Origin of the sequence: Flavobacterium pisciphilum, from assembly GCF_020905345.1 — a bacterium.
Classification (GTDB): Bacteria; Bacteroidota; Bacteroidia; order Flavobacteriales; family Flavobacteriaceae; genus Flavobacterium; species Flavobacterium pisciphilum.
This window is the reverse complement of record NZ_JAJJMO010000001.1, coordinates 1,598,854-1,618,447: the sequence shown is the minus strand read 5'-3', so window position 1 is coordinate 1,618,447 and position 19,594 is coordinate 1,598,854. Positions and strand designations below refer to the sequence as shown.

Genomic DNA, 19,594 nt, shown 5'->3' with positions numbered 1-19,594 from the left:
AATGGCAAGAAGTATATCAGAAATACAAGTAAGAATGGTTGAGGCCATTAAAGCAAACCAAATTCTTTCAGGACAACTCACATCAATAACATCGACTAGCAAAACATCTATAGCTAGATTGTTCACTTTTATTGTAGCCACAGCTATATGGATGTTGGAAGTTTTCTTTGATCAACATAAAAAAGAGGTTGATGAAAAACTCGCTAACCAAAAATCTGGGACTTTGCCTTGGTATCGTACTATGGCTTTGCGTTTTCAAAAAGGCTTTGATTTAGTGAAAGACGAAGATTATTTTGATAATAGAGATAAGAATGGAAATGAAATTGGAGTATCAAAAATTGAAGCATCAAAGATTGTAAAATATGCTGCAGTAAATGAATCTCCTGAGAGTAGTCGTGTGATTATAAAAATTGCAGGAGAAGATGGAGATGGTGTTTTAGCTCCTATAAGTGAAAGTGAGAAAGAAGCTTTTGAAACTTATATAAACGAAATAAAGGTAGCGGGTGTTAAGGTTTCTGTATTAAATTATAAACCAGATCTTTTGACTTTGTCGATCCAAATTAAACGAGATGCTATGCTCTTGAATAGTACAGGAATGAGAATTAAAGATGGAGAATACCCTGTTATAATTGCAATTCAGGAATTTATGAAAGAGCTTCCATTTGATGGTGATTTACGTTTATCTGCTTTGGTAGATAAATTACAATCTGTTGAAGGAGTTCTAGATGCAACAGTTGTCGGTGCAACAAGTGCCTGGATTAATCCAGAGACTGGTGATTATGGCAAACCACTTAATATTTTTATTTCGACAATACCTTTTAGTGGTTATTTTAAAATTACTGATTTTAAAGGGGTAGAATATGTGGTATAAAGTAAATTTTAATGTGTTGGTAATACAGTTATTACCCACTTTCTTACGAAAGCCAGCTTTTATAGCTTTTGTTCAGGTATTAATGAAACCTATAATTACACTCTATGATGATTGGATTATAGTACGAAATGAAAATATATTCAGACTCTATCATACAGGGCAAGTTTGTCATCTTAGAAAATCATTGAATGCTAAATTTGATGAAAGAGGCGAGAGAATTCTAATAGGGACAGGCAGTTTGTATGAGACAATTTATGTATATACAAATGGGGAAGGCTTTGAAAAATATGTATTCCCAGATGATAATATATCTGAGACAATTTGGCTCAGAACAGAAGTAGAAACAGCAGATACAGGATTAGACTTTATAGTTTCAGTCCCATCAGAAATCTACGAAGCACGATTAGAGAGCATAGAAGCTCATGTAAAATTTTATAAAGCAGGCGGTATACGCAGTAAAGTAATTAGAAAGTAATGAATAAAACAAATTTTAATCAGACAGGTGGTTTTCCACTAAAAACAGAAAGACTTCAAGAGTTACAAACAGCTTATGAAATTTTTAATCATTTGGGTAATATAGCAGGAAACTTATCTATACTTTCAGGATGTATCACTACAGGTTCTAGCGTATCAGATGGAGTTGTTGTAATTAATAATGAGGTTATAAGCTTTAAAGGAGGATACGTTGCAGCAAATGTTATTATTATAGAAGAACCAGTCAATAAGGAATTCCAAGATGGTTTTTTAAAAAATGTATATACTATCCGCTACGCAACTTTTGGTACTGCAGCTACATCATGGCCGTGGGCAAATTTTAAGAAGCCAATCGAGACAAAAACAATCCCTACCGATTTAGTATCTCGACTTGAAATTCTTGAAAAGAAAAATGCTGTTTTTCAATCAGGCGGTGGGATGGTTTTATGGAATAAACCAGCAAATCAAATACCCGTTGGATGGGCAGAAGTAATTAATTGGCGCGGACGTATGCCTATTGGTTTTGATGCTTTTCAAACTGAGTTTAATACTATGGGGAAAATTGGAGGTGCTAAAAGCAAGCAACTTTATGAAAGTGAAATGCCAGCGCACAGCCATCCATATATGGATATTTTTTATTCAGAAAACGGAGGAACTGTTGCTGTACCTAATAAATACGGTTCAAATCGATCAGATAATGATAATGGAGGTCATGAAATGAGTAGATATACATCCACTGCAGGAAGCGGTATTCCTTTCTCAATCATGAATCCATACAGAGTAGTCTTATTTATTGAATATATCGGGTAATGAATAGTTATAGATGTCATCTTAAGTTGATTTAAAACTTATATAAGAACAATTCTAGGCATCTTCGAAATCATTTTGAAATAAAGAAGAACAAATACCTCAGTATTACAAATATCATCTGATAATAATACTCACAAAAAAAATATTTAATAGTATAAAAACAATATGGCAACAGATATAAATACCATTTTAAGCTGGTTTAAAACAGGTTTAAAACCTACACAAGCCCAATTTTGGGCATCATGGCAATCATTTTGGCACAAAGATGAGCAAATACCACAAAGTAGTATTGCAAACTTGTCGACAACACTAAACGCTAAAGCTGAGAAGTCACAGTTTGATACCCATATAGGAGATGCTCTAGCACATGAAAATTTGTTTAAAGGAAAATTAGATAAGTCCTTATTTGAGGAACATAAAACGGACCTCAATGCGCATGCTGATCTATTTGGAAAAATGGGTTTCGTTCCAACAGGTAAACTCTTTGTTTTTAAGCATCCTGATAACTCTAATCCTGCAAATGCTTATTTACTAGAGGCAAAAGATATGGTCATTGGATATGTTGATGCAAGTTGGATAACTGGAAATTATTTGGGGGGAGATATTACTCAGATAGAAAGTTTTGATGTGTACACAATAATTTAATTTAAAAAGATGAAAAAAATATTTTTGTTTTTATTGTTAATAGTATCATTAACCAGTACTGCACAAAAAACGTATTCGATAGAAAAACCATTGCAGTTAAATACCGTTAATGAAGGAACTAAATCGGATAGCGTACTCGTGAGAGGTGCTGATAAAATTGTAAAATATATTCCTAGAAGTAAGTTTGGAGCTGGTTCTCAGACTTTACAACAAACAATGGATAAAGGAAGAACTTGGGTTGATGATATTTCTAATCCAAATTTATCTCTGTTTTCGATAAATGATCCTGACTTATTAGGAGCTTATAGTTGGGGAATATATTCAGGTCCTCAACAATTTGCAAATACGCCACAAGGTTGGGGACTTAATTCGGGATTAGGAACATCTAATTCTATAAGTTTTCAAGCCAAAGTGAGTACAGTCAGTGATAGAAACATTGGATTTGTTTTGGATAATACCAAAGCTACTGGAATATATGTATTGGCAACAACTAGTGATTTTAAAACAATCAATGGTGAAAATATTGTTGGTACTGGAAATATCACTATGGGTGGTTCTGAAACGAAAGTAACTGCAGGAACCAATACTACTGTTACAGGAACAGGCGCAAATGCTAGTCCTTATGTTATTAGTACAACTATACCAACCTTAAATGAAGTACTGACTTCTGGTAATAGTGCTAATAAAACAATTATACTTAATGATGGTTCTACTAAAACGGTTATTAGTAAGGATAGTTTAAATATGGTAGACTATACAAATAAGATTGGTTTTTTAGTTAAGCATTCGTTTTTTGCAGGTAAAACAGGCATCTCTGTTATTAAAAGAGATAATGGGTCATCTCTAATATTGGATCATAATAATATTGGAGCTTTAGTAGAGAATAATGGAAATTATCAATTTGGTTTACAGATACAAGATAATCCTTCAACGGCGTCGTTTACCTACGGAAATGCAATTAATATAATCAAGCCTTATGCTGGGATTGGTTTAAATATCACTGCTAATGGGCAAGCTACTCCTTTAAGGATATATAATTCAAGTGCAAAAAGTAGTTTGCTTATAGAGAACCTAGGTGTAGGTAACGGTTTACAGATTTTAGATAAAAACAGTCAAAATCTCTTTGTGGTTAAGAATTCGGGAGTGGTAAATATTAAGGCACGAGAATTTAGCAACAATTCCAATGCGCTAGCTGGAGGGCTTGTCAGCGGAGATATTTATAGAACATCAACAGGAGTATTAATGATTGTTTATTAAATATAAAATAAAATTTACAGAAACAAACTTCAAGATAACTACAGAATTAATTACAAACAATTTCAATAAATGAAAGAGATTACAGAAGAGCAATCTTTGTTCGATGCATATAAAATAAATAAAACATTACAGTTAAATACAGTAAACAAAGGTGAACCAACAGATAATGTTTTGGTTCATGGCATAAATAAGGAAGTAAAATTTGTACCTAGAAGTGAGTTTGGAGGCGGTTCTCAGAGCTTTCAAGATGTAGTTACCAAGAGTGCTGTTGATATGGATGGTGCAGCAGTTGCTTCAGTAGAAGATTCTGTAGATGCATCAAAAAAAGGAACTCTTATAGTAGGAAAAACAGATGGAGTACTTATGGGCGCTGCCATTGCTTCATTAACTTCAACTTCAGTTGGAAGTTATATTACAGAAAATGGAAAGATAAAAATCTTGCAATGTAATCCAGATGGAACGATAAGAACAGAATTAAAAATAAATGAGCCTACAGTGGCTTCAAATATTTATGTACCTGCTCCTGCTCTTGCGGGTGATTATACTTTAGCAACGACACAAGATATTACTTTAGATAAAGCTGCAGCTGCGGGTGCTATCATAACAGATAAAGAGGTTGTATTTAATAATACAGTTAATGATAGTAAAGCCTCAATTACTGAAGCGAATATTACAATTTCAGAACCTGGAGCTCCTGATTCTGGAGTTACTGAGACTAAAATGCTCATCAACAAAAATAGTATTAGTCTTTCGGAAACTGGTTTTAGAGATTCAGGACCAGATCCAACTTTAGCTAGAATTAGTACTACTTCAGAGTTTGGTACTTTAGGACTTAGTCCTATAGAGAATAAAACATTAATTAATAAAGATCGCATAAGCCTTTTAGAAACTAGTTTTTCAGGTCAAGATAAAATTGAAACTAGAGTATTAATTGATAAAAAAAGTATTGCTATTGAGGAGGAAATTGTAAATTATGGAACCAATACTATAGGATTAGATGGTGATGAATGGAGTTTTTATTCCCAACAAGGAGATAGTGGATTTATTGCAAATCCTTTTTATTTTGCTTTTTCTGAAGGAAGGCATAATGTTTCGTTCATGGTAGATGGTCCTATAAATCAGACAACTCAAGTTAGATTTAATCCATTAGGTGGAGCTGTTACTTATGAAGATTCTTTTAAAACAATCAATGGAAAAAGTATTGTAGGTACTGGTAATATTGTGGTTGGAGAAGCTCCAGCAGTATCTTTTAAAACAATCAATGGAAAAAGTATTATAGGTACTGGTGATATTGTGGTTGGAGAAGCTCCAGCAGTATCTTTTAAAACAATCAATGGAAAAAGTATTATAGGTACTGGTGATATTGTAGTTGGAGGGACTCCAACAGCTGCTACTTTTCAAGAAGTATTAAATACAGGAAAAGTTAGCACTACAACAGGTCAAGATCATCATTTTCAACTTAGGAGCCAATTTTATGATGGAGGACCTTATCATGATATGATTTTTAAAAGAAATTCCATAAGATTAGAATTTAACGGTGGAGGATATATTTTTGATGAGGACGGAATATATCCAGTTAGAAATTTATCTTCATCATTTGGATACGGAGGTTATGCTCTTTCAAGCGGTGGGTTGAGTTTAAAGACTAATCCTATAGGTGGGATGGCTACAATTAAAGCAGATAATTTAACCAGTAACTATACATTTCAATTACCAGGAAACATAGAGGTAGGAGGAACTCAAACCCTTGCAACTACAAATGATATTGCAGCGTATGTAGCTTCAAGAACTGTTGTAAATCAAACTACTATTTTGTTAACATCTGCAGATTTAAATACAACTTATCCAGCAGCAACAGTAGGATTTAGAGTTATGGCACTAAATATACCATCGGAAAAAGTAATTTATGAGAAAATAGCTAACGGTTGGATTAAGACAGCAGTTTTAGTTATATAAATATGATTTTAATTTCAAAAAAGAAAGCTGAATTATAGTTGGTGTCATTTTTTTCAATGAGTTTTAATTCTTGCAATAGAATAATAATAAGTTAAAAGATACACCAACATTCGGTATTACTTTTTGGTAGAATGTTTTGATATAAGTATTAGTTAGCAATGATAAAATAATATTTCTAGGAATAATTATCCGCATTAATTTAAAAAACAATTTGAACATATGAAAGAGATTACAGAAAGGCAATCGGATGGACTTCAATCATCAACTGATACATATAAAATAAATAAAACTTTAAAGTTAAATATCGTAAACGAAGGAGAATCAACAGATAAGGTGCTGGTTCAAGGAGAAAATAATGAAGTTAAATTTATTCCTAGAAGTGAGTTTGATGGAGGAAAGGCTGCTACTTTACAAGAAGTTGTAACTGAGAGTGCTATTGTAAGTGGAGCAAATTATGCTAAGGCAGAATTAATAGATCCAACTCTTTCCCGTAGTTCAGGATTACTATTGAGTGCATTTAGTAGTACCAATGAAGCTTTATTGAGTTCTACAACGGAGATTTATGATTCTAAAAATGGTGCAGTTAATGGCGAGGTTTATATTTCAAAAAGGAATAAATCTACTGGAGCCGAGACTAGGTTAGAATTTGCTAATCCTATAGCAAAAGGAACTGCCGTTTGGAGTTTACCAGCAAAGGAAGAGGGAACTTATATTTTATCGACTACATCAGATTTAGAACAAAAAGCTAATATAACATCACTAATTTCTGGCAGGATACCTTTTGTATCTTCTGCTAATACACTATCTGATAGTACTAGATTGTTATGGGATAATGGTTCTAGTAAATTAGAAATAAATGGTAATCGACCTAGTATATCTGTTAGAGAACCTCTTAATAATTACGGATGGGATATCACTAATAGTAGTTTAGGAAGTGGTAATTTGCTTGTAAAAAGTAAAAATGGCGCTCGTATGCTACTAATAGAAAATCCTGATGGTCCAACTTCAGCAAGTCAACCAAAGATGTCTATTGGTAATTTTGAAGGAAGAATTCCTCAAGAAGCTCAGTTGTATGTGTATGGGGGAGCCAATGGAGCCAATATAGATGCCAGAGGATCTGTAGTTGTAGATGAGGCTAATATGGATTTAGAAGGAAGTGATTGGGAAATAAATCCTAGTTCAATCGGTTTTAGTTATTATGGGGTAAATTACTCAAAGGGAGGCACTATATTAGGCTATAATAAAGTAAATAAAGGAATTATCAGATGGGGCGGAGATGCTCAACCAATTATTGTAAGTTTAAATGACAAACCTATTCGATTTGGAGTTAATGATATTGAGATATTTAATACTAATTCTTTAGGTTTAGAATATAAATCTGACTTTAGTTCATCAAATGCTTCTAATCCGAGATGGATAGTTGATAAAGAATATGTAGATAATAAGCTTCAACCTATAACACGCTATAAAACATATGTAGCTCTTTTAACCCAAACAGGAACAAATCCTCCAGTAGCGACAGTTTTAGAAAATACTTTGGGTGATACAATTGTTTGGTCAAGAAGTAGTGCTGGGGTTTATCATGGAACTCTCGCTGGAACTTTTATTGTAGGTAAAACAACTATGAGTGCTTCAGTGACTACATCAGACTCTTCAGTAGCATCTGGCACTACCCTTAATATAGCTGCTATAAGTACTCAAAAGCTAGATACATTGGTAGCAACAGATGGGCAATTAGTAAATTCTATGGTAGAAATAAGAGTATATCCATAGTTAATAATCAAAAATAAAGTATTGATCACTACCATTAATTAAGAGCTTAGAGAAAAAAACTTTGCTCTAAGCAATTTGAGATATGAAAGAGATTACAAAAATGCAATCGGATGAAATTCAATCATCGACAGATACATATGGGATAAATAAAACTTTAAAGTTAGATATAGTAAATGAAGGTGAACTAACAGACAATGTTTTGGTTCATAGCTTGAATAATGAAGTAAGATTTATTCCCAGGAGTGAGTTTGGTGAAGGAACTATTAAAGGTACGCCAAACAATATTCCAAGAATAAACGAAACGGGTATTGGTATTAAGGATAGTAATATCTCAGATAATGGTTCTAACATTCGTATTAATGTTTCTACTGAAATAGATAGCCAAGTTGAAGGGAAAAGTGGTTTAAAGTTTAGCAAATTAAAAAATGAGTTCAAAACACTAAGTGAGGTTGTGTTTGAGCAAGATGTTACACCAACTGCAGGAATTGATGAGACAGTTTATTTTAGTTTCGGAAATATTGTCAAAAAAGTAAATTTAGACAAAACTATTACAGATTATTATTCATTTCCTGAAGGATGTTTTATCCAAAGTGATATAATCGTAGATCCAATTGATGGAAGTTTATTTGTGAAATATTTTGATGGAATTTCATTATACAGTTTAGTGAAATTAAACCAAAGCGGAATAGTATCTGTAATATATTCTTCTACTAAAAATTACCGTTATTTAACCATAGATAATCACCATAATCTTTATATAGTAGAATATGGTGCACAAAAAGTGCTTAGGATAAATGCAGTAACACTAAGCACTTTTGAGTACTATTCAGGAGTTGCATCTTTAAATGCTTTAGGATTTGATCCGGAATCGAATGGCTATTTTAGTTCATATGAAAATCAGAATTTAATATATAAATTTGATACAAATGGATTAATATCCACTTATGCAACTTTAAGTTTTGAAGTTAGTTTTGGTTGCGTAAAACCAGATGGATCCTTATATGTTTTAGCAGGTGATTATGAAGATAAAAATATTTATTCGGTAAGTAATTCAGGCGTTACTACAGTATTAGCATCATTACCATATAAACCATCATTTCCTTGTTTAATTAAAAATGGGTTTTTATACGTAAATAACAACAATTATGATAATGGCTTAGTTTACAGAATTTCACCAACAGGACAGGTTACCCTTTTTGGTGCTGCAGGTAAGTCTCCTAGATATATGGCAGTTACCAATTCAGGAATTGTCTATGCAAGTAATAGTGGTTCGTATAATCTTATAAAAATAGCGCCTCAAGGAGAACAACATTTACTAACATTAGATGAAAATGGAAATGTTATTTTAAGTGATAAAAATCTTGCAGCCAAATCTGATTTTAAAACCATAAATGGAGAATCTATTCTAGGTACCGGAAATCTTGTAATTGGAGGGGATACTGGAGAGATTCCAACATTGCAAGAAGTTTTGTCTAATGGTAGAACTTGGATGAAAGACAATAATTATCTAATCATAGATGATATAATTGCTCCAGATAGTTTTGCTTTTGAAAGCAATAAATCGGCTATAGGAACAACTCCAAGTGCCTTTGCAATATCAACAGGTGGAGTGGGCAACAGAACTATTTTTAGAGCTGATAAACCTGCAACTGGAGAAGTATATTTTGATTTACCAGTTACTAAACCTTCAGGTGGTTATGTTGTTGCAACTAGCGATGATTTGACCCTACAAAAAGTACTTGACACTAGTCCTAGTTGGAATAATATATCATTTGCCCTTTCTAGGGAAGCGTATTCGAGTTTTTTAGAGATATCGAATGAAAAGCAAATGTTTAATTACTCTAAAGATGGAGATTTTCGAGCACATACGCTAATAAATATTGGAGGGCTTTCTACTCAATATACAAATTTAACCACAGGAACTTTTTATCGATCTGAGTTATCTCCTAATAATGGATTAGTAATAAAAACCAATAATCAATTAAATTTAGCTATTGCTAATTTAAAATCAGATTTAGTTACAGATAGTAGAGTTTTTCAGTTTCCGGATCATAGCGGAACATTAATTACCGATTTAGCGATTGATAATCTAACGACATCTGCTTTGTCTAGGAGCACATTAAGTACTTCTTATTCTAGCGCAGTTAATGGCTTCAGAGTGCATTGTATGAATATTAGTGATGGTGCTTTAATTTATGAAAAAACATCCATAGGATGGGTTCAATTTCCAGTAACACAAGTGCCTTAAACTTAAAAATAAAAAAATCATGACAAAATTTTTAAACCTTATACTTGGTACAACTGATGTACCCACTTATTTAGCAGGGCTATTTTTTGCTTTAATTGGTTTAGCTTTTTATTATAAAGGTAAAATTGCCAAACGAGATAAAGCTTCTGGTAATACACCGTATTATTTTTCATTATCTTTTTTTACACAGGATAATTTAGTTGAGCTTGTATTCTCAATCCTAGCTATTTTTTTAACATTACGCTTTTCAGTAGAATATTTTGGCGTAGATGTCACGATGTTTTATGCACTCGGAATTGGCTGGACATTACCTAAGGTAATTGCTTTTATGTATAAAATTCAGGATAAAGCACGAGAATAATTTTTAAAAGAATAAGTATATTAATATACCCAAGACAATCAGAAAGAATAAAACTTCTGATAGTCTTGGGTCTTTTTATTTTAAAAAGGAAATTTTGATTTTTGAATATGGAAATTTCGATTTTGCGTTTATACTTAGGAATTTGAAAAAGAATCAGTCAATATACCTATAAATATTATCTTATTGTAAGTATTATCCTTATATTAGGAGATATTTAAAAAAGAGAAATAATATGATTAGTTTTTTGAAAAAAGATAAAAATTTCAGGAATGCACTATTTGTTTTTATAATTGCTTTTTCTTCTTTTCTTGCCTTTGAACCTTTATTTGAAAATTTAGGGCAAAAAGCATCTCAGGAGTTTGCGGCCGCTATTTTTGGAACCATCTTCGCAGCTGTTATCACAATGGTTTTATTAAACAAACAATCCGAAACGGAGCAGGAGCGTAGCCGTAATGAAAAAGTCTTTGAACAAAAAATTGTGTTGTTTAATCAGGTGCTGGATAATCTGCAAGCTATTTATGAAAACTTAGATAGTGCAAATAAAATAAAGGTTAGTCATGTTAAGATTACACAAATCGAATTTTTATTAGCAAAGATGATAATGATTGGTAATGACAAAACGATAAAAGAGTTCAAATCATTATATGAGAATATAAGCAATAATTATGTTCCCGAAACCCAAGTACTAACCTTAAATATAAGCCATAAACATACTATTTTTCGTTTCGCAGATTATTGTCGCGAAGAGCTGGGATTGTCTGATAAAAACTTAGAAAAAGAAATATTAGAGGATATCGTATTACAAGGAGAATTGTTTTATAATCTTGAACAAAAAGAACCATTAGATTTTGATACACAAGAAACAATTAAAGATATCTATGGTTTTTTAGCTTTTGATTTGAATTTGCCGATCGAAAATATTAAATTTTCACCAAATGGATTTGAAGCTTATATAAATAAAAGCCAAAACAAAACGGTACGTTTCCTAGAGTGTTTAATTGATAATCAGGCAATACAGGTGAATTTACCAGTTCATAATATGATAAAAGACTTTCAATTAAATGATGATATATTTAAGATAAAACCATCAGAAAGAAATAAATTTTTAGCACAACAAATGAACATAGAAAAAGCAATAGAACAGAGCTACGAATTCGTTAAAAAACAAAAGTTGTAGTAGTAAGTTCTTTCTAAGGGAATTATAATTAAGTTTTGACTCATTGACCAATGGAAACAAAAGGATAAAAAGGTTTTAAAGTCTTTTTATCCTTTTGTTAGTTAATATAGTTTAATAACTATGAGATATTAGTTTTTTATTCCACTTACAATTCGTTCCGCATCTTCTTTAATGCCAAAGATAATACCGGATTTTCGTTTACTCAACCAAGGGAAACCAATATAATAGAGACCAGAAACAGGGGATATCCCATTTTCATGAATCGGTTTTCCTGAGCTGTCCAAAGCAGGAATTTTAATCCAACTAAAATCAGAATAAAAACCTGTAGTCCAAATAATTGAATTGATTTTATATTCTGAAAGTGGCAACGATTTCAAATGACTTGCAGAAATGCTTTCTTGATCAGGTGCATCAGCATCATCAAATTCATTGTCTTTTACTGAAATAGTATTTTTGAGGATATAATCATCAATCATTTTTTTTATTTTTTCTGACGATTTATCTGCAAAGTGTATGTTGTCTATTGCATCATCATTAAACGTAAAAGTTTTATTTTCGAAGCCATTAAGTCTTCCTAAAATAAGAACACCTTGACGGTGTAGCGATTGCAAACTAATTGTATGTCCCAAAGGGCCAATACCTGAAACCTGTGGCTGTGGGTTGTTTATGGTAGTAGCATCTACTGTTGAGGTAGCGATGTCCATAAACCCTGTTAATACTAACCATTCCATCAGGTCTTTTCCTTTATAACGCCTTGGTGTACGTCCTACTTTGCTAGTTGCGAGGTAAACATTTCGTCCAGACAAAATAAGCTCTTCTGCAATTTGACATCCCGATTGCCCGCTACCAACAACAATTACGTCTCCTTCGGGTAAATCAATAGAATTTTTATATTCAGAGGCGTGTAATTGTGTGATGTAATCAGGGATAATTTTATTCAACGGAGGTAATGAGCCTTTGCTCATTGCACCAGATGCTACAATTACGTTATTAGATTTCCATTCAGATAACACTCCTTGATGTAGAGTAACAATGCAAAAACAGTTTTCATTTTTATCTTGGGATAATGAAACGACTTCAAAATCGTTTTTTATGGGTAAACTAAACCTAGCAGCATAAGATTTTAGATAATTAATAAACTCATTTTTATTCATAAAAGAATCTCTTTTATTGTTGATTTCTAATCCCGGGAGAGTATTCATCCAGTTTGGAGTGTTCAAGGTGAAAGAATCCCATCGTTGTGAAATCCATGAGTTTCCAATTTGTCCTTTTTCAAAAACTAAATGTTCATGACCTTCTTGTTTTAGATAAAAACTGACAGCCAATCCTGCTTGTCCACCACCTATTACAATGGTATTATATATCTTGTTCTTTGCTTCCATTACCTACTATTTTTATATGTTTATATTTGTACAAAGGTGCTGGGAAAGGATAAGTCCTTGTTAACGCACTTAGGACTAAAAGTGACGTAATTGGGTTTTAATTTATAATTTTAAGGATATGTTAGCCATTGACCGTAATAGTTTGACAAGTAATGATTTTTTGAATTTTCGAGAAAACGATGTCATAATCGAGCAAACAGAAAGTGAAGGTTTTTTTCATTTCAACGAAGTTTCATTTGATGCATTGCAATTTATCAGATGTCAATATCAGATAAAAGATCCTAAAAAAATTCAGCTTAATATAGAAGATGCAGTACTTGAAATGCATTTCAGGTTAAGTGGAGAAAGTCTAATGATTCATCCAGAGAATATTAATATGAGTGGTGGAAGTCATACATTGTTTTACCAACAGGACAACAATCCACAAATTATTATGTCACCAACCAACAATGGTAATTTTCTAGAAATCCGTGTAGGGGCTAAACATTTTGAACGCCTACTATCAAGTGAAATTCCTGTATTAAGTAATCTAATAGAGTCAGGAAGTAATAAGGTATGGCCAGGAAATCATTTGTCGATTACACCTAGTGTGTACAATGTAATAAATGAAATAAGTAACTCACCTTATTTAGGAAAATTAAATATGTTGTTTTTAGAAGCTAAGATGACAGAGCTTTTGTTGTTACAAGCCACATTATTTAGTCAAGTAGATTCTTTAAAACCATTTTCATTTAAAAATTCTGATAAAATTAAATTTTATGAAGCCCAAGAATTTATGAATAAATACTATATGGAAAGTTACACGATTAAGCAGATTGCCTCTTCTATTGGTATTAATGAGAGGAAACTGACTCAAGGTTTCAAAGAACTTTTTGGACTAACCATATTCGAATACATAAATGATTTAAGAATGAATAAGGCAAAACAGTTATTATTGGATGAAAAAAAATATGTAGGCGAAGTTTCTGAAATGGTTGGTTACAAAAACCAACAACATTTTACAGTAGCATTTAAAAAGAAATTTGGGATTTTACCAAGTAAACTTAAAGAATGAGATTATTCTTATGTTTCTGATATTGTGTACTATGCGGAATTTTTATAAAAATAAACGAGTTTTTTTATTTTAATCAAATAACTTGCGTTTTCAATCCTTGCTATCAGAGTATTTTCTATAGTATCATGGATTATAAAAGTCTTGAGAAATTGAATATAAATTCGATATCTTGCGCATAAAAAAAAACTTTTCTACATCGACTATAAATCTATGTTATCTACTTCAAATTCAATATTTATGATTAAAACTTTAAAACTTAATTTTTTATTAATGCCTTTTCTTTTTGTTTATGGATGTGCTTCTAATGATGATTGTACTAAAATAATTACCATTCCAGAAGCTATATTTACAACTCCTATTGGAACTTCAACTAGACCAGCATATAATATGGAAGTAGCTTGTGATTTTGAAATAGAACCAATATCAGAAAACAATGTTGAGCTTAAAAACTTTTCTTATGAAATTATAAACTTTAAATATACTCCAGACACAGGAAAAAACACTTCAAGACTTCAATACGAAATCAAACTTAATAATAATAGTGATGCTAATGTTGTGGGGATTCCTGTAATAACGATGGATGTTGATGGCACTGTATCATCAGGAAATTTCACTTCTGGTTCTACATCACCTTGTTACGGAATCAATGCAAATTCTAGTTGTATACTAACTTTTGATAAACAAGAATCTTTAGACTTTGGATTGTTTAAATCTATTAAAATAGTTACAGTTAAGTATATTTTAACTAAATAAAACTCTAAACTACAGATTCGTACTATAAATTAATTTTTATTTTCTGTACGATTTTAAGAAATAATTAGGTGTAGTTTAAAGGATTCGATAGTGTGGATTTGTATTTTTATGTTCTTGAAATTTATAAGCTTTAGTTTTCTATTATTAGAGCACAGATTGGGAATTAGCTTTATAACTAAGAAAGTAGGGTTACAATTATTTAATTGTAACCCTACTTTGATTATCAAGAGAAGAAATTAATTAGTTTTTTTGAACTTTCCAGTAGCTTACAAGTAAATTGTATAACTCTTCTGCATTAATATCTATTTCAGAGGCGGAGTACATTAATTTCAAATTTGAATTTTGTTTGTCATAAGCCATTTTCCACATTATTGTTGAAAGACGGTCACGGTATTTTAGCGCATTGCCAAGTGTAGTAATAACTAAAGTATCACCTCCGATTTCCTCTAAATGAATATATATTACATCAGACCATTCAACTCTTCCAAAAGCTTTAGATAGTGGAGTAGTTTTTCCAGAAAAACCAGTCACATCAATTTCAATTAATGGAGATTTGTCTTTTATTCCTGCTAAGTTTTTAAGAGTAAGGAAAAGCATAATCAAAAGAAAAGCACCTGAAATTACAGCTGGTTTAATTTTAAGTTCACCACCAAAAAATCCTATGCAGTATAAAAAGATTAGGGCCAATATAATGCTAATAGCACTTACATATAAAAATAAATTTCTGGTTTTTTTGGCATTTCGATATAATTTTGTTTCTTCTCTCATGGGGGTGTAGTATGATATATTTATAATTAAAAATAAGGATGCAATTTATTACAAATAAATATAATGTATGCTATAAAAATAAGTTATTACTTATAAAAATGATTAATTTTTTGTAATTCAGACTTTTAGATGTTACTTTTGTATTTAGAATTTAATTCAAGTTATTAAATTTAATAAGTAAATCTTTTTTTAGATTATTGTATGGGACTATTATATGTCTGTTCCAAAAAGAATATAGAACAGATTTTCGATGGATAAGAAAAATAGTAGCTTTATATTTTGCAAAAATTGATGATAAAAAGACTTGACATAAAATAAAAAATAAAGGAGATAATGATCTCATTTTGTATAACTTGAGGTTGGATTCGCGCAATGTCACTTTTTTTACTTAATATTAGGTATTAATAAAAAGTTAATCAAAAGTGTTTCAAAACAAAATCGTTTTATATATTTGATTTCAGGATAATTTTTGCATTATTTGTAAAATAAAAGCAAAAAGCCTGAAATAAATTAATTATTAATAGTAACTACATCTATGTCATTTTCAAGTCTATTTCGAAAAAAAACAGTACAAGATATTTTAAGTCAAGTTGAGAAGAACAACGCCAATGGAAGTGATTCATTAGGTAAGCATTTAACAGCGCGTGATTTAACAGCTTTTGGTATTGCTGCAATTGTAGGTGCGGGTATTTTTAGTACAATTGGAAAAGCTAGTGCCGATGGTGGACCAGCTGTTATTTTTTTGTTTCTCTTTACAGCTATTGCTTGTAGTTTTGCTGCTTTTGCCTATGCGGAATTTGCTTCGATGGTTCCTGTTTCAGGGAGTGCTTATACATATTCGTATGTTGCTTTTGGTGAAATTATAGCCTGGGTCATTGGTTGGGCATTGATAATGGAATATTCGGTCGGTAATATAACCGTCGCCATATCGTGGAGTGATTATTTTACAGGATTGCTCGCCAGCGGAGGAATCCATTTACCCCAATGGGTTCAGATGGATTATTTAACAGCTTCTAATGGGTTTAATGATGCTACAGCTTTAATGCATGGAGGGAAATCATTCGAGAATTTAGAACCAGCCTTACAATCAGCATATACAGCATGGACAACATCACCTTTGATAGGTTCATTTCATTTTGTTGCCGATTTACCAGCCTTATTGATTATTATCTTGATTACAGCATTGATTTACCGTGGGATGAAAGAGTCTCGTAATGCAAGTAATATTATGGTTGTAGTAAAGTTATGTGTTGTGCTTTTGGTAATTGCAGTAGGTGTTTTCTATGTAGATACTGCCAATTGGGATCCTTTTGCACCAAATGGAGTAACAGGAGTCTTAAAAGGAGTTTCAGCAGTATTCTTTGCCTATATTGGTTTTGATGCTATCTCAACAACAGCCGAAGAGTGTAAAGATCCACAACGTGATTTACCACGAGGAATGATGTGGGCTATTATAATTTGTACCATCTTATATATAGCAATCGCATTGGTTCTTACTGGAATGGTGAGCTATAATCAACTTAATGTTGGAGATCCACTTGCTTTTGTATTTGAGAAATTAGATCTAAAATGGATGTCTGGAATTATAGCAGTAAGTGCTGTAGTAGCTATGGCGAGCGTTTTATTGGTTTTCCAAATGGGACAACCTCGTATCTGGATGAGCATGAGTCGAGATGGATTATTACCAAAACGTTTTTCTAAAGTACACCCAAAATTTAAAACACCATCATACGCTACTATTGTTACAGGTTTTGTAGTTGCTGTTCCTGCTTTATTCTTAAATCTTACAATGGTTACCGATTTATGTAGTATCGGAACTTTGTTTGCCTTTGTATTGGTTTGTGCAGGAGTTTTAGTATTACAGAATAAGCCAAATATTCCAAGAGGAAAATTTAAGACACCTTATATAAATTCAAAGTTTATAATGCCAATATTATTGATTATTGGATTAGTGTTTTCTTTTGGATACAACAAGAAAGCAACCATGAGTTTTATTATGAATGAAACTCAAATTAATGAATCAGCAGATATAATCACTTCTTTGGATAAAAGCCATACAAAAAAAGTATACGATTATTTAGTAACTGTTGATGCTAATAATGCTACAACAGAAAAGCCAGATTTAGAACAAATCTTAAAGCAATATCAAAAAGATGAAGCTAAGTATGCAAGCGTAATTGCAGGTTTACCAGTAGCAGATTCTATTAAGTACGAAAGTGGACTAAGCTTGTTTAAACACAAAATACCAATGTGGATTTTCTTAATTGTTTTGGTAGGATTGACTGTTTGGGCTTACAAACAAAATTTATCATTAATTCCATTATTAGGGTTAATTTGCTGTTTGTATATGATGGCAGAATTAAGCGTTTGGAACTGGATTTACTTTACAGTTTGGTTACTGATAGGACTATGTATTTACTTTAGCTTTAGCCGAAAAAATAGTAAACTTAATTTTGAGAAACAATAGTCTTAGTTTTTAGTTACAGTTTTCAGTTTAAAAGTTGAGAGCTAACTAGATTAGAAAAATTAAGAAGTCTAAAATAAAAATCCGTTCTGAATAATTCAGAACGGATTTTTATTTTTAGCTCTAGTAAAAAAGCAACAGCATTTCAAAATCTAAGTAGGTTAGGGAAGTTTAATTTTATAATAAAAAATCCGCTTAGAGATATCTCTAGCGGATCCAAACAAACCAATTAAAATTAAGCAAATTTATTTATAAAGAAATGTTTCGTGTTTATAAAACCCCAAGCTCAACCATGCAGGCTTTCATCATCTGATAGGTTCTTTCGATATCATTATCTAATCCTATCGAGAAACGAATTAAACCATCGGTTAAACCCATTTCAGCTTGTTCTTCTAGTGGAATTTCACTAGAAGTTGAGGTTCCAGGAGCGCTAAATAAAGTTTTGTAAAAACCTAAACTTACCGCTAAATATCCAAGATTTCGTTTCTGCATTAACTCCATCAATTCATTGGCTTTAGCCAGAGAACCAACGTCTATTGTAAGCATTCCACCAAAACCATATTCAGGATTAATCATTGTTTTGTATAACTCATGGCTAGGATGACTTTTTAAGCCAGGATAAACAGTTTTAAGTCCGTCTTTTTCAAATTTATCAGCTAGAACATGAGCATTATGGCTGTGTTGTTTGATACGGATATGTAAAGTACGTAAGTTTTTCATCACGCTAGCCGAACGCAAACTGTCCATTGTAGGCCCTAAAAGCATACTAGCACCACTATTTACATTCTTTAAACTATTTATGAATTCTTTAGAGGCACAAGTCACACCACCAACAGTATCACTGCTACCGTTTATGTATTTTGTTAAGCTGTGAATTACAATATCGGCACCTAATTTCGCTGGTGAAACAGATAAAGGTGAAAACGTATTATCGACAACCAATTTTAAATTGTGTTTTTTTGCAAGACGAGATAAGCCTGCTATGTCTGCTACTTCTAATAAAGGATTACTTACTGTTTCGCAGTATAAAACTTTAGTTTCAGGAGTAATGGCAGCTTCTACAACATCAAGTTTTGTAATATCTACAAAAGTTGTTTTTACACCAAACCTTGGAGTGAAATTTTTAAGAAAAGCATACGTTCCACCATATATAGTTCTGCTCGAAACAATATGATCACCAGCGCTACACAACTGCATTAGCGTAGGCGTAATGGCTCCCATTCCTGAAGCCGAAACATTTGCGGTTTCCGTTCCTTCCATAGCAGCAAGTGCTTGATCTAAGTATAAATTACTCGGCGATGAATGGCGTGAATACAAATAGCAACCCTCCATATTCCCTTCAAAAGTGTCAAACATTGTTTTTGCCGAAAGGAAAGTATAGGTAGAAGAGTCCGAAATAGAAGGGTTTACACCGCCAAATTCCCCAAAATACTGCAAATCCTGAATCTTATCAGCCGGATTAAAATTTTCCATTGTTATGTTATTATGAGAAACGAAGCAATTTCATTCTCTAGTTAGTATTTATTTTTCATTCAAAGCAAAGCCAAAGAGTGAGGAGCTAATCCCGCTATTCGCTATATCTTTTCCTTGTAATCCTTCCT

Annotated in this window: 16 protein-coding genes; 13 read left to right on the top strand and 3 right to left on the bottom strand. The window is 32.1% G+C overall.

The window, feature by feature from the left end; all coding sequences use genetic code 11:
• The first annotated feature begins 1 nt into the window (after window position 1).
• The 10 genes from LNQ49_RS06330 (at window position 2) to LNQ49_RS06285 (ending at window position 11,572) form a co-directional block, all read left to right on the top strand.
• Window positions 2-871 carry a nucleotidyltransferase gene (locus tag LNQ49_RS06330; RefSeq protein ID WP_229987835.1) on the top strand — a complete coding sequence of 290 codons (870 nt, stop codon included), beginning with the start codon at window positions 2-4 and terminating at the stop codon, window positions 869-871.
• Window positions 872-887: 16 nt separating this feature from the next.
• Entirely contained in the window at window positions 888-1,346 is a 459-nt protein-coding gene (locus LNQ49_RS06325) for a hypothetical protein (RefSeq protein WP_229987834.1), read from the top strand.
• Complete coding sequence (locus LNQ49_RS06320; protein WP_229987833.1) at window positions 1,346-2,155, top strand: phage baseplate protein; 810 nt, start codon at window positions 1,346-1,348, stop codon at window positions 2,153-2,155. The genes LNQ49_RS06325 and LNQ49_RS06320 overlap by 1 nt, the downstream gene beginning before the upstream one ends.
• Window positions 2,156-2,320: 165 nt before the next feature.
• On the top strand, window positions 2,321-2,800 hold the full coding sequence (locus tag LNQ49_RS06315) for a hypothetical protein (RefSeq protein WP_229987832.1): 480 nt from the start codon (window positions 2,321-2,323) through the stop codon (window positions 2,798-2,800).
• Between the two features lie 9 nt (window positions 2,801-2,809).
• Complete coding sequence (locus tag LNQ49_RS06310; protein WP_229987831.1) at window positions 2,810-4,057, top strand: hypothetical protein; 1,248 nt, start codon at window positions 2,810-2,812, stop codon at window positions 4,055-4,057.
• Window positions 4,058-4,126: 69 nt separating this feature from the next.
• Window positions 4,127-6,013, top strand: a complete 1,887-nt coding sequence (locus LNQ49_RS06305) for a hypothetical protein (protein ID WP_229987830.1) — start codon at window positions 4,127-4,129, stop codon at window positions 6,011-6,013.
• A gap of 219 nt (window positions 6,014-6,232) precedes the next feature.
• On the top strand, window positions 6,233-7,786 hold the full coding sequence (locus tag LNQ49_RS06300; RefSeq protein WP_229987829.1) for a hypothetical protein: 1,554 nt from the start codon (window positions 6,233-6,235) through the stop codon (window positions 7,784-7,786).
• 82 nt (window positions 7,787-7,868) lie between these two features.
• Window positions 7,869-10,034 (top strand): NHL repeat-containing protein, encoded by a 2,166-nt coding sequence (locus LNQ49_RS06295; protein ID WP_229987828.1) that lies wholly within the window; start codon window positions 7,869-7,871, stop codon window positions 10,032-10,034.
• A 19-nt stretch (window positions 10,035-10,053) separates the two neighbouring features.
• Entirely contained in the window at window positions 10,054-10,395 is a 342-nt protein-coding gene (locus LNQ49_RS06290) for a hypothetical protein (protein WP_229987827.1), read from the top strand.
• Window positions 10,396-10,627: 232 nt separating this feature from the next.
• Complete coding sequence (locus tag LNQ49_RS06285) at window positions 10,628-11,572, top strand: hypothetical protein (protein ID WP_229987826.1); 945 nt, start codon at window positions 10,628-10,630, stop codon at window positions 11,570-11,572.
• A 128-nt stretch (window positions 11,573-11,700) separates the two neighbouring features.
• Here LNQ49_RS06285 and LNQ49_RS06280 read toward each other — a convergent pair whose 3' ends face one another.
• A complete protein-coding gene (locus LNQ49_RS06280; RefSeq protein ID WP_229987825.1) occupies window positions 11,701-12,954 on the bottom strand; it encodes an NAD(P)-binding domain-containing protein in 1,254 nt (417 codons plus the stop codon).
• 118 nt (window positions 12,955-13,072) lie between these two features.
• On the opposite strand from LNQ49_RS06280, the gene LNQ49_RS06275 reads away from it, so the two are divergent.
• Both LNQ49_RS06275 and LNQ49_RS06270 read left to right on the top strand, forming a co-directional pair.
• Entirely contained in the window at window positions 13,073-14,008 is a 936-nt protein-coding gene (locus tag LNQ49_RS06275) for a helix-turn-helix transcriptional regulator (RefSeq protein WP_229987824.1), read from the top strand.
• A 237-nt stretch (window positions 14,009-14,245) separates the two neighbouring features.
• Window positions 14,246-14,761, top strand: a complete 516-nt coding sequence (locus LNQ49_RS06270) for a hypothetical protein (protein WP_229987823.1) — start codon at window positions 14,246-14,248, stop codon at window positions 14,759-14,761.
• A gap of 240 nt (window positions 14,762-15,001) precedes the next feature.
• Here LNQ49_RS06270 and LNQ49_RS06265 read toward each other — a convergent pair whose 3' ends face one another.
• Entirely contained in the window at window positions 15,002-15,529 is a 528-nt protein-coding gene (locus tag LNQ49_RS06265) for an STM3941 family protein (RefSeq protein WP_229987822.1), read from the bottom strand.
• A 535-nt stretch (window positions 15,530-16,064) separates the two neighbouring features.
• Here LNQ49_RS06265 and LNQ49_RS06260 point away from each other — a divergent pair.
• Window positions 16,065-17,996 carry an amino acid permease gene (locus LNQ49_RS06260; protein WP_229987821.1) on the top strand — a complete coding sequence of 644 codons (1,932 nt, stop codon included), beginning with the start codon at window positions 16,065-16,067 and terminating at the stop codon, window positions 17,994-17,996.
• A gap of 267 nt (window positions 17,997-18,263) precedes the next feature.
• On the opposite strand, the gene LNQ49_RS06255 is transcribed toward LNQ49_RS06260, so the two are convergent.
• A complete protein-coding gene (locus LNQ49_RS06255) occupies window positions 18,264-19,466 on the bottom strand; it encodes an aminotransferase class I/II-fold pyridoxal phosphate-dependent enzyme (RefSeq protein ID WP_229987820.1) in 1,203 nt (400 codons plus the stop codon).
• Between the last annotated feature and the right edge of the window lie 128 nt (window positions 19,467-19,594).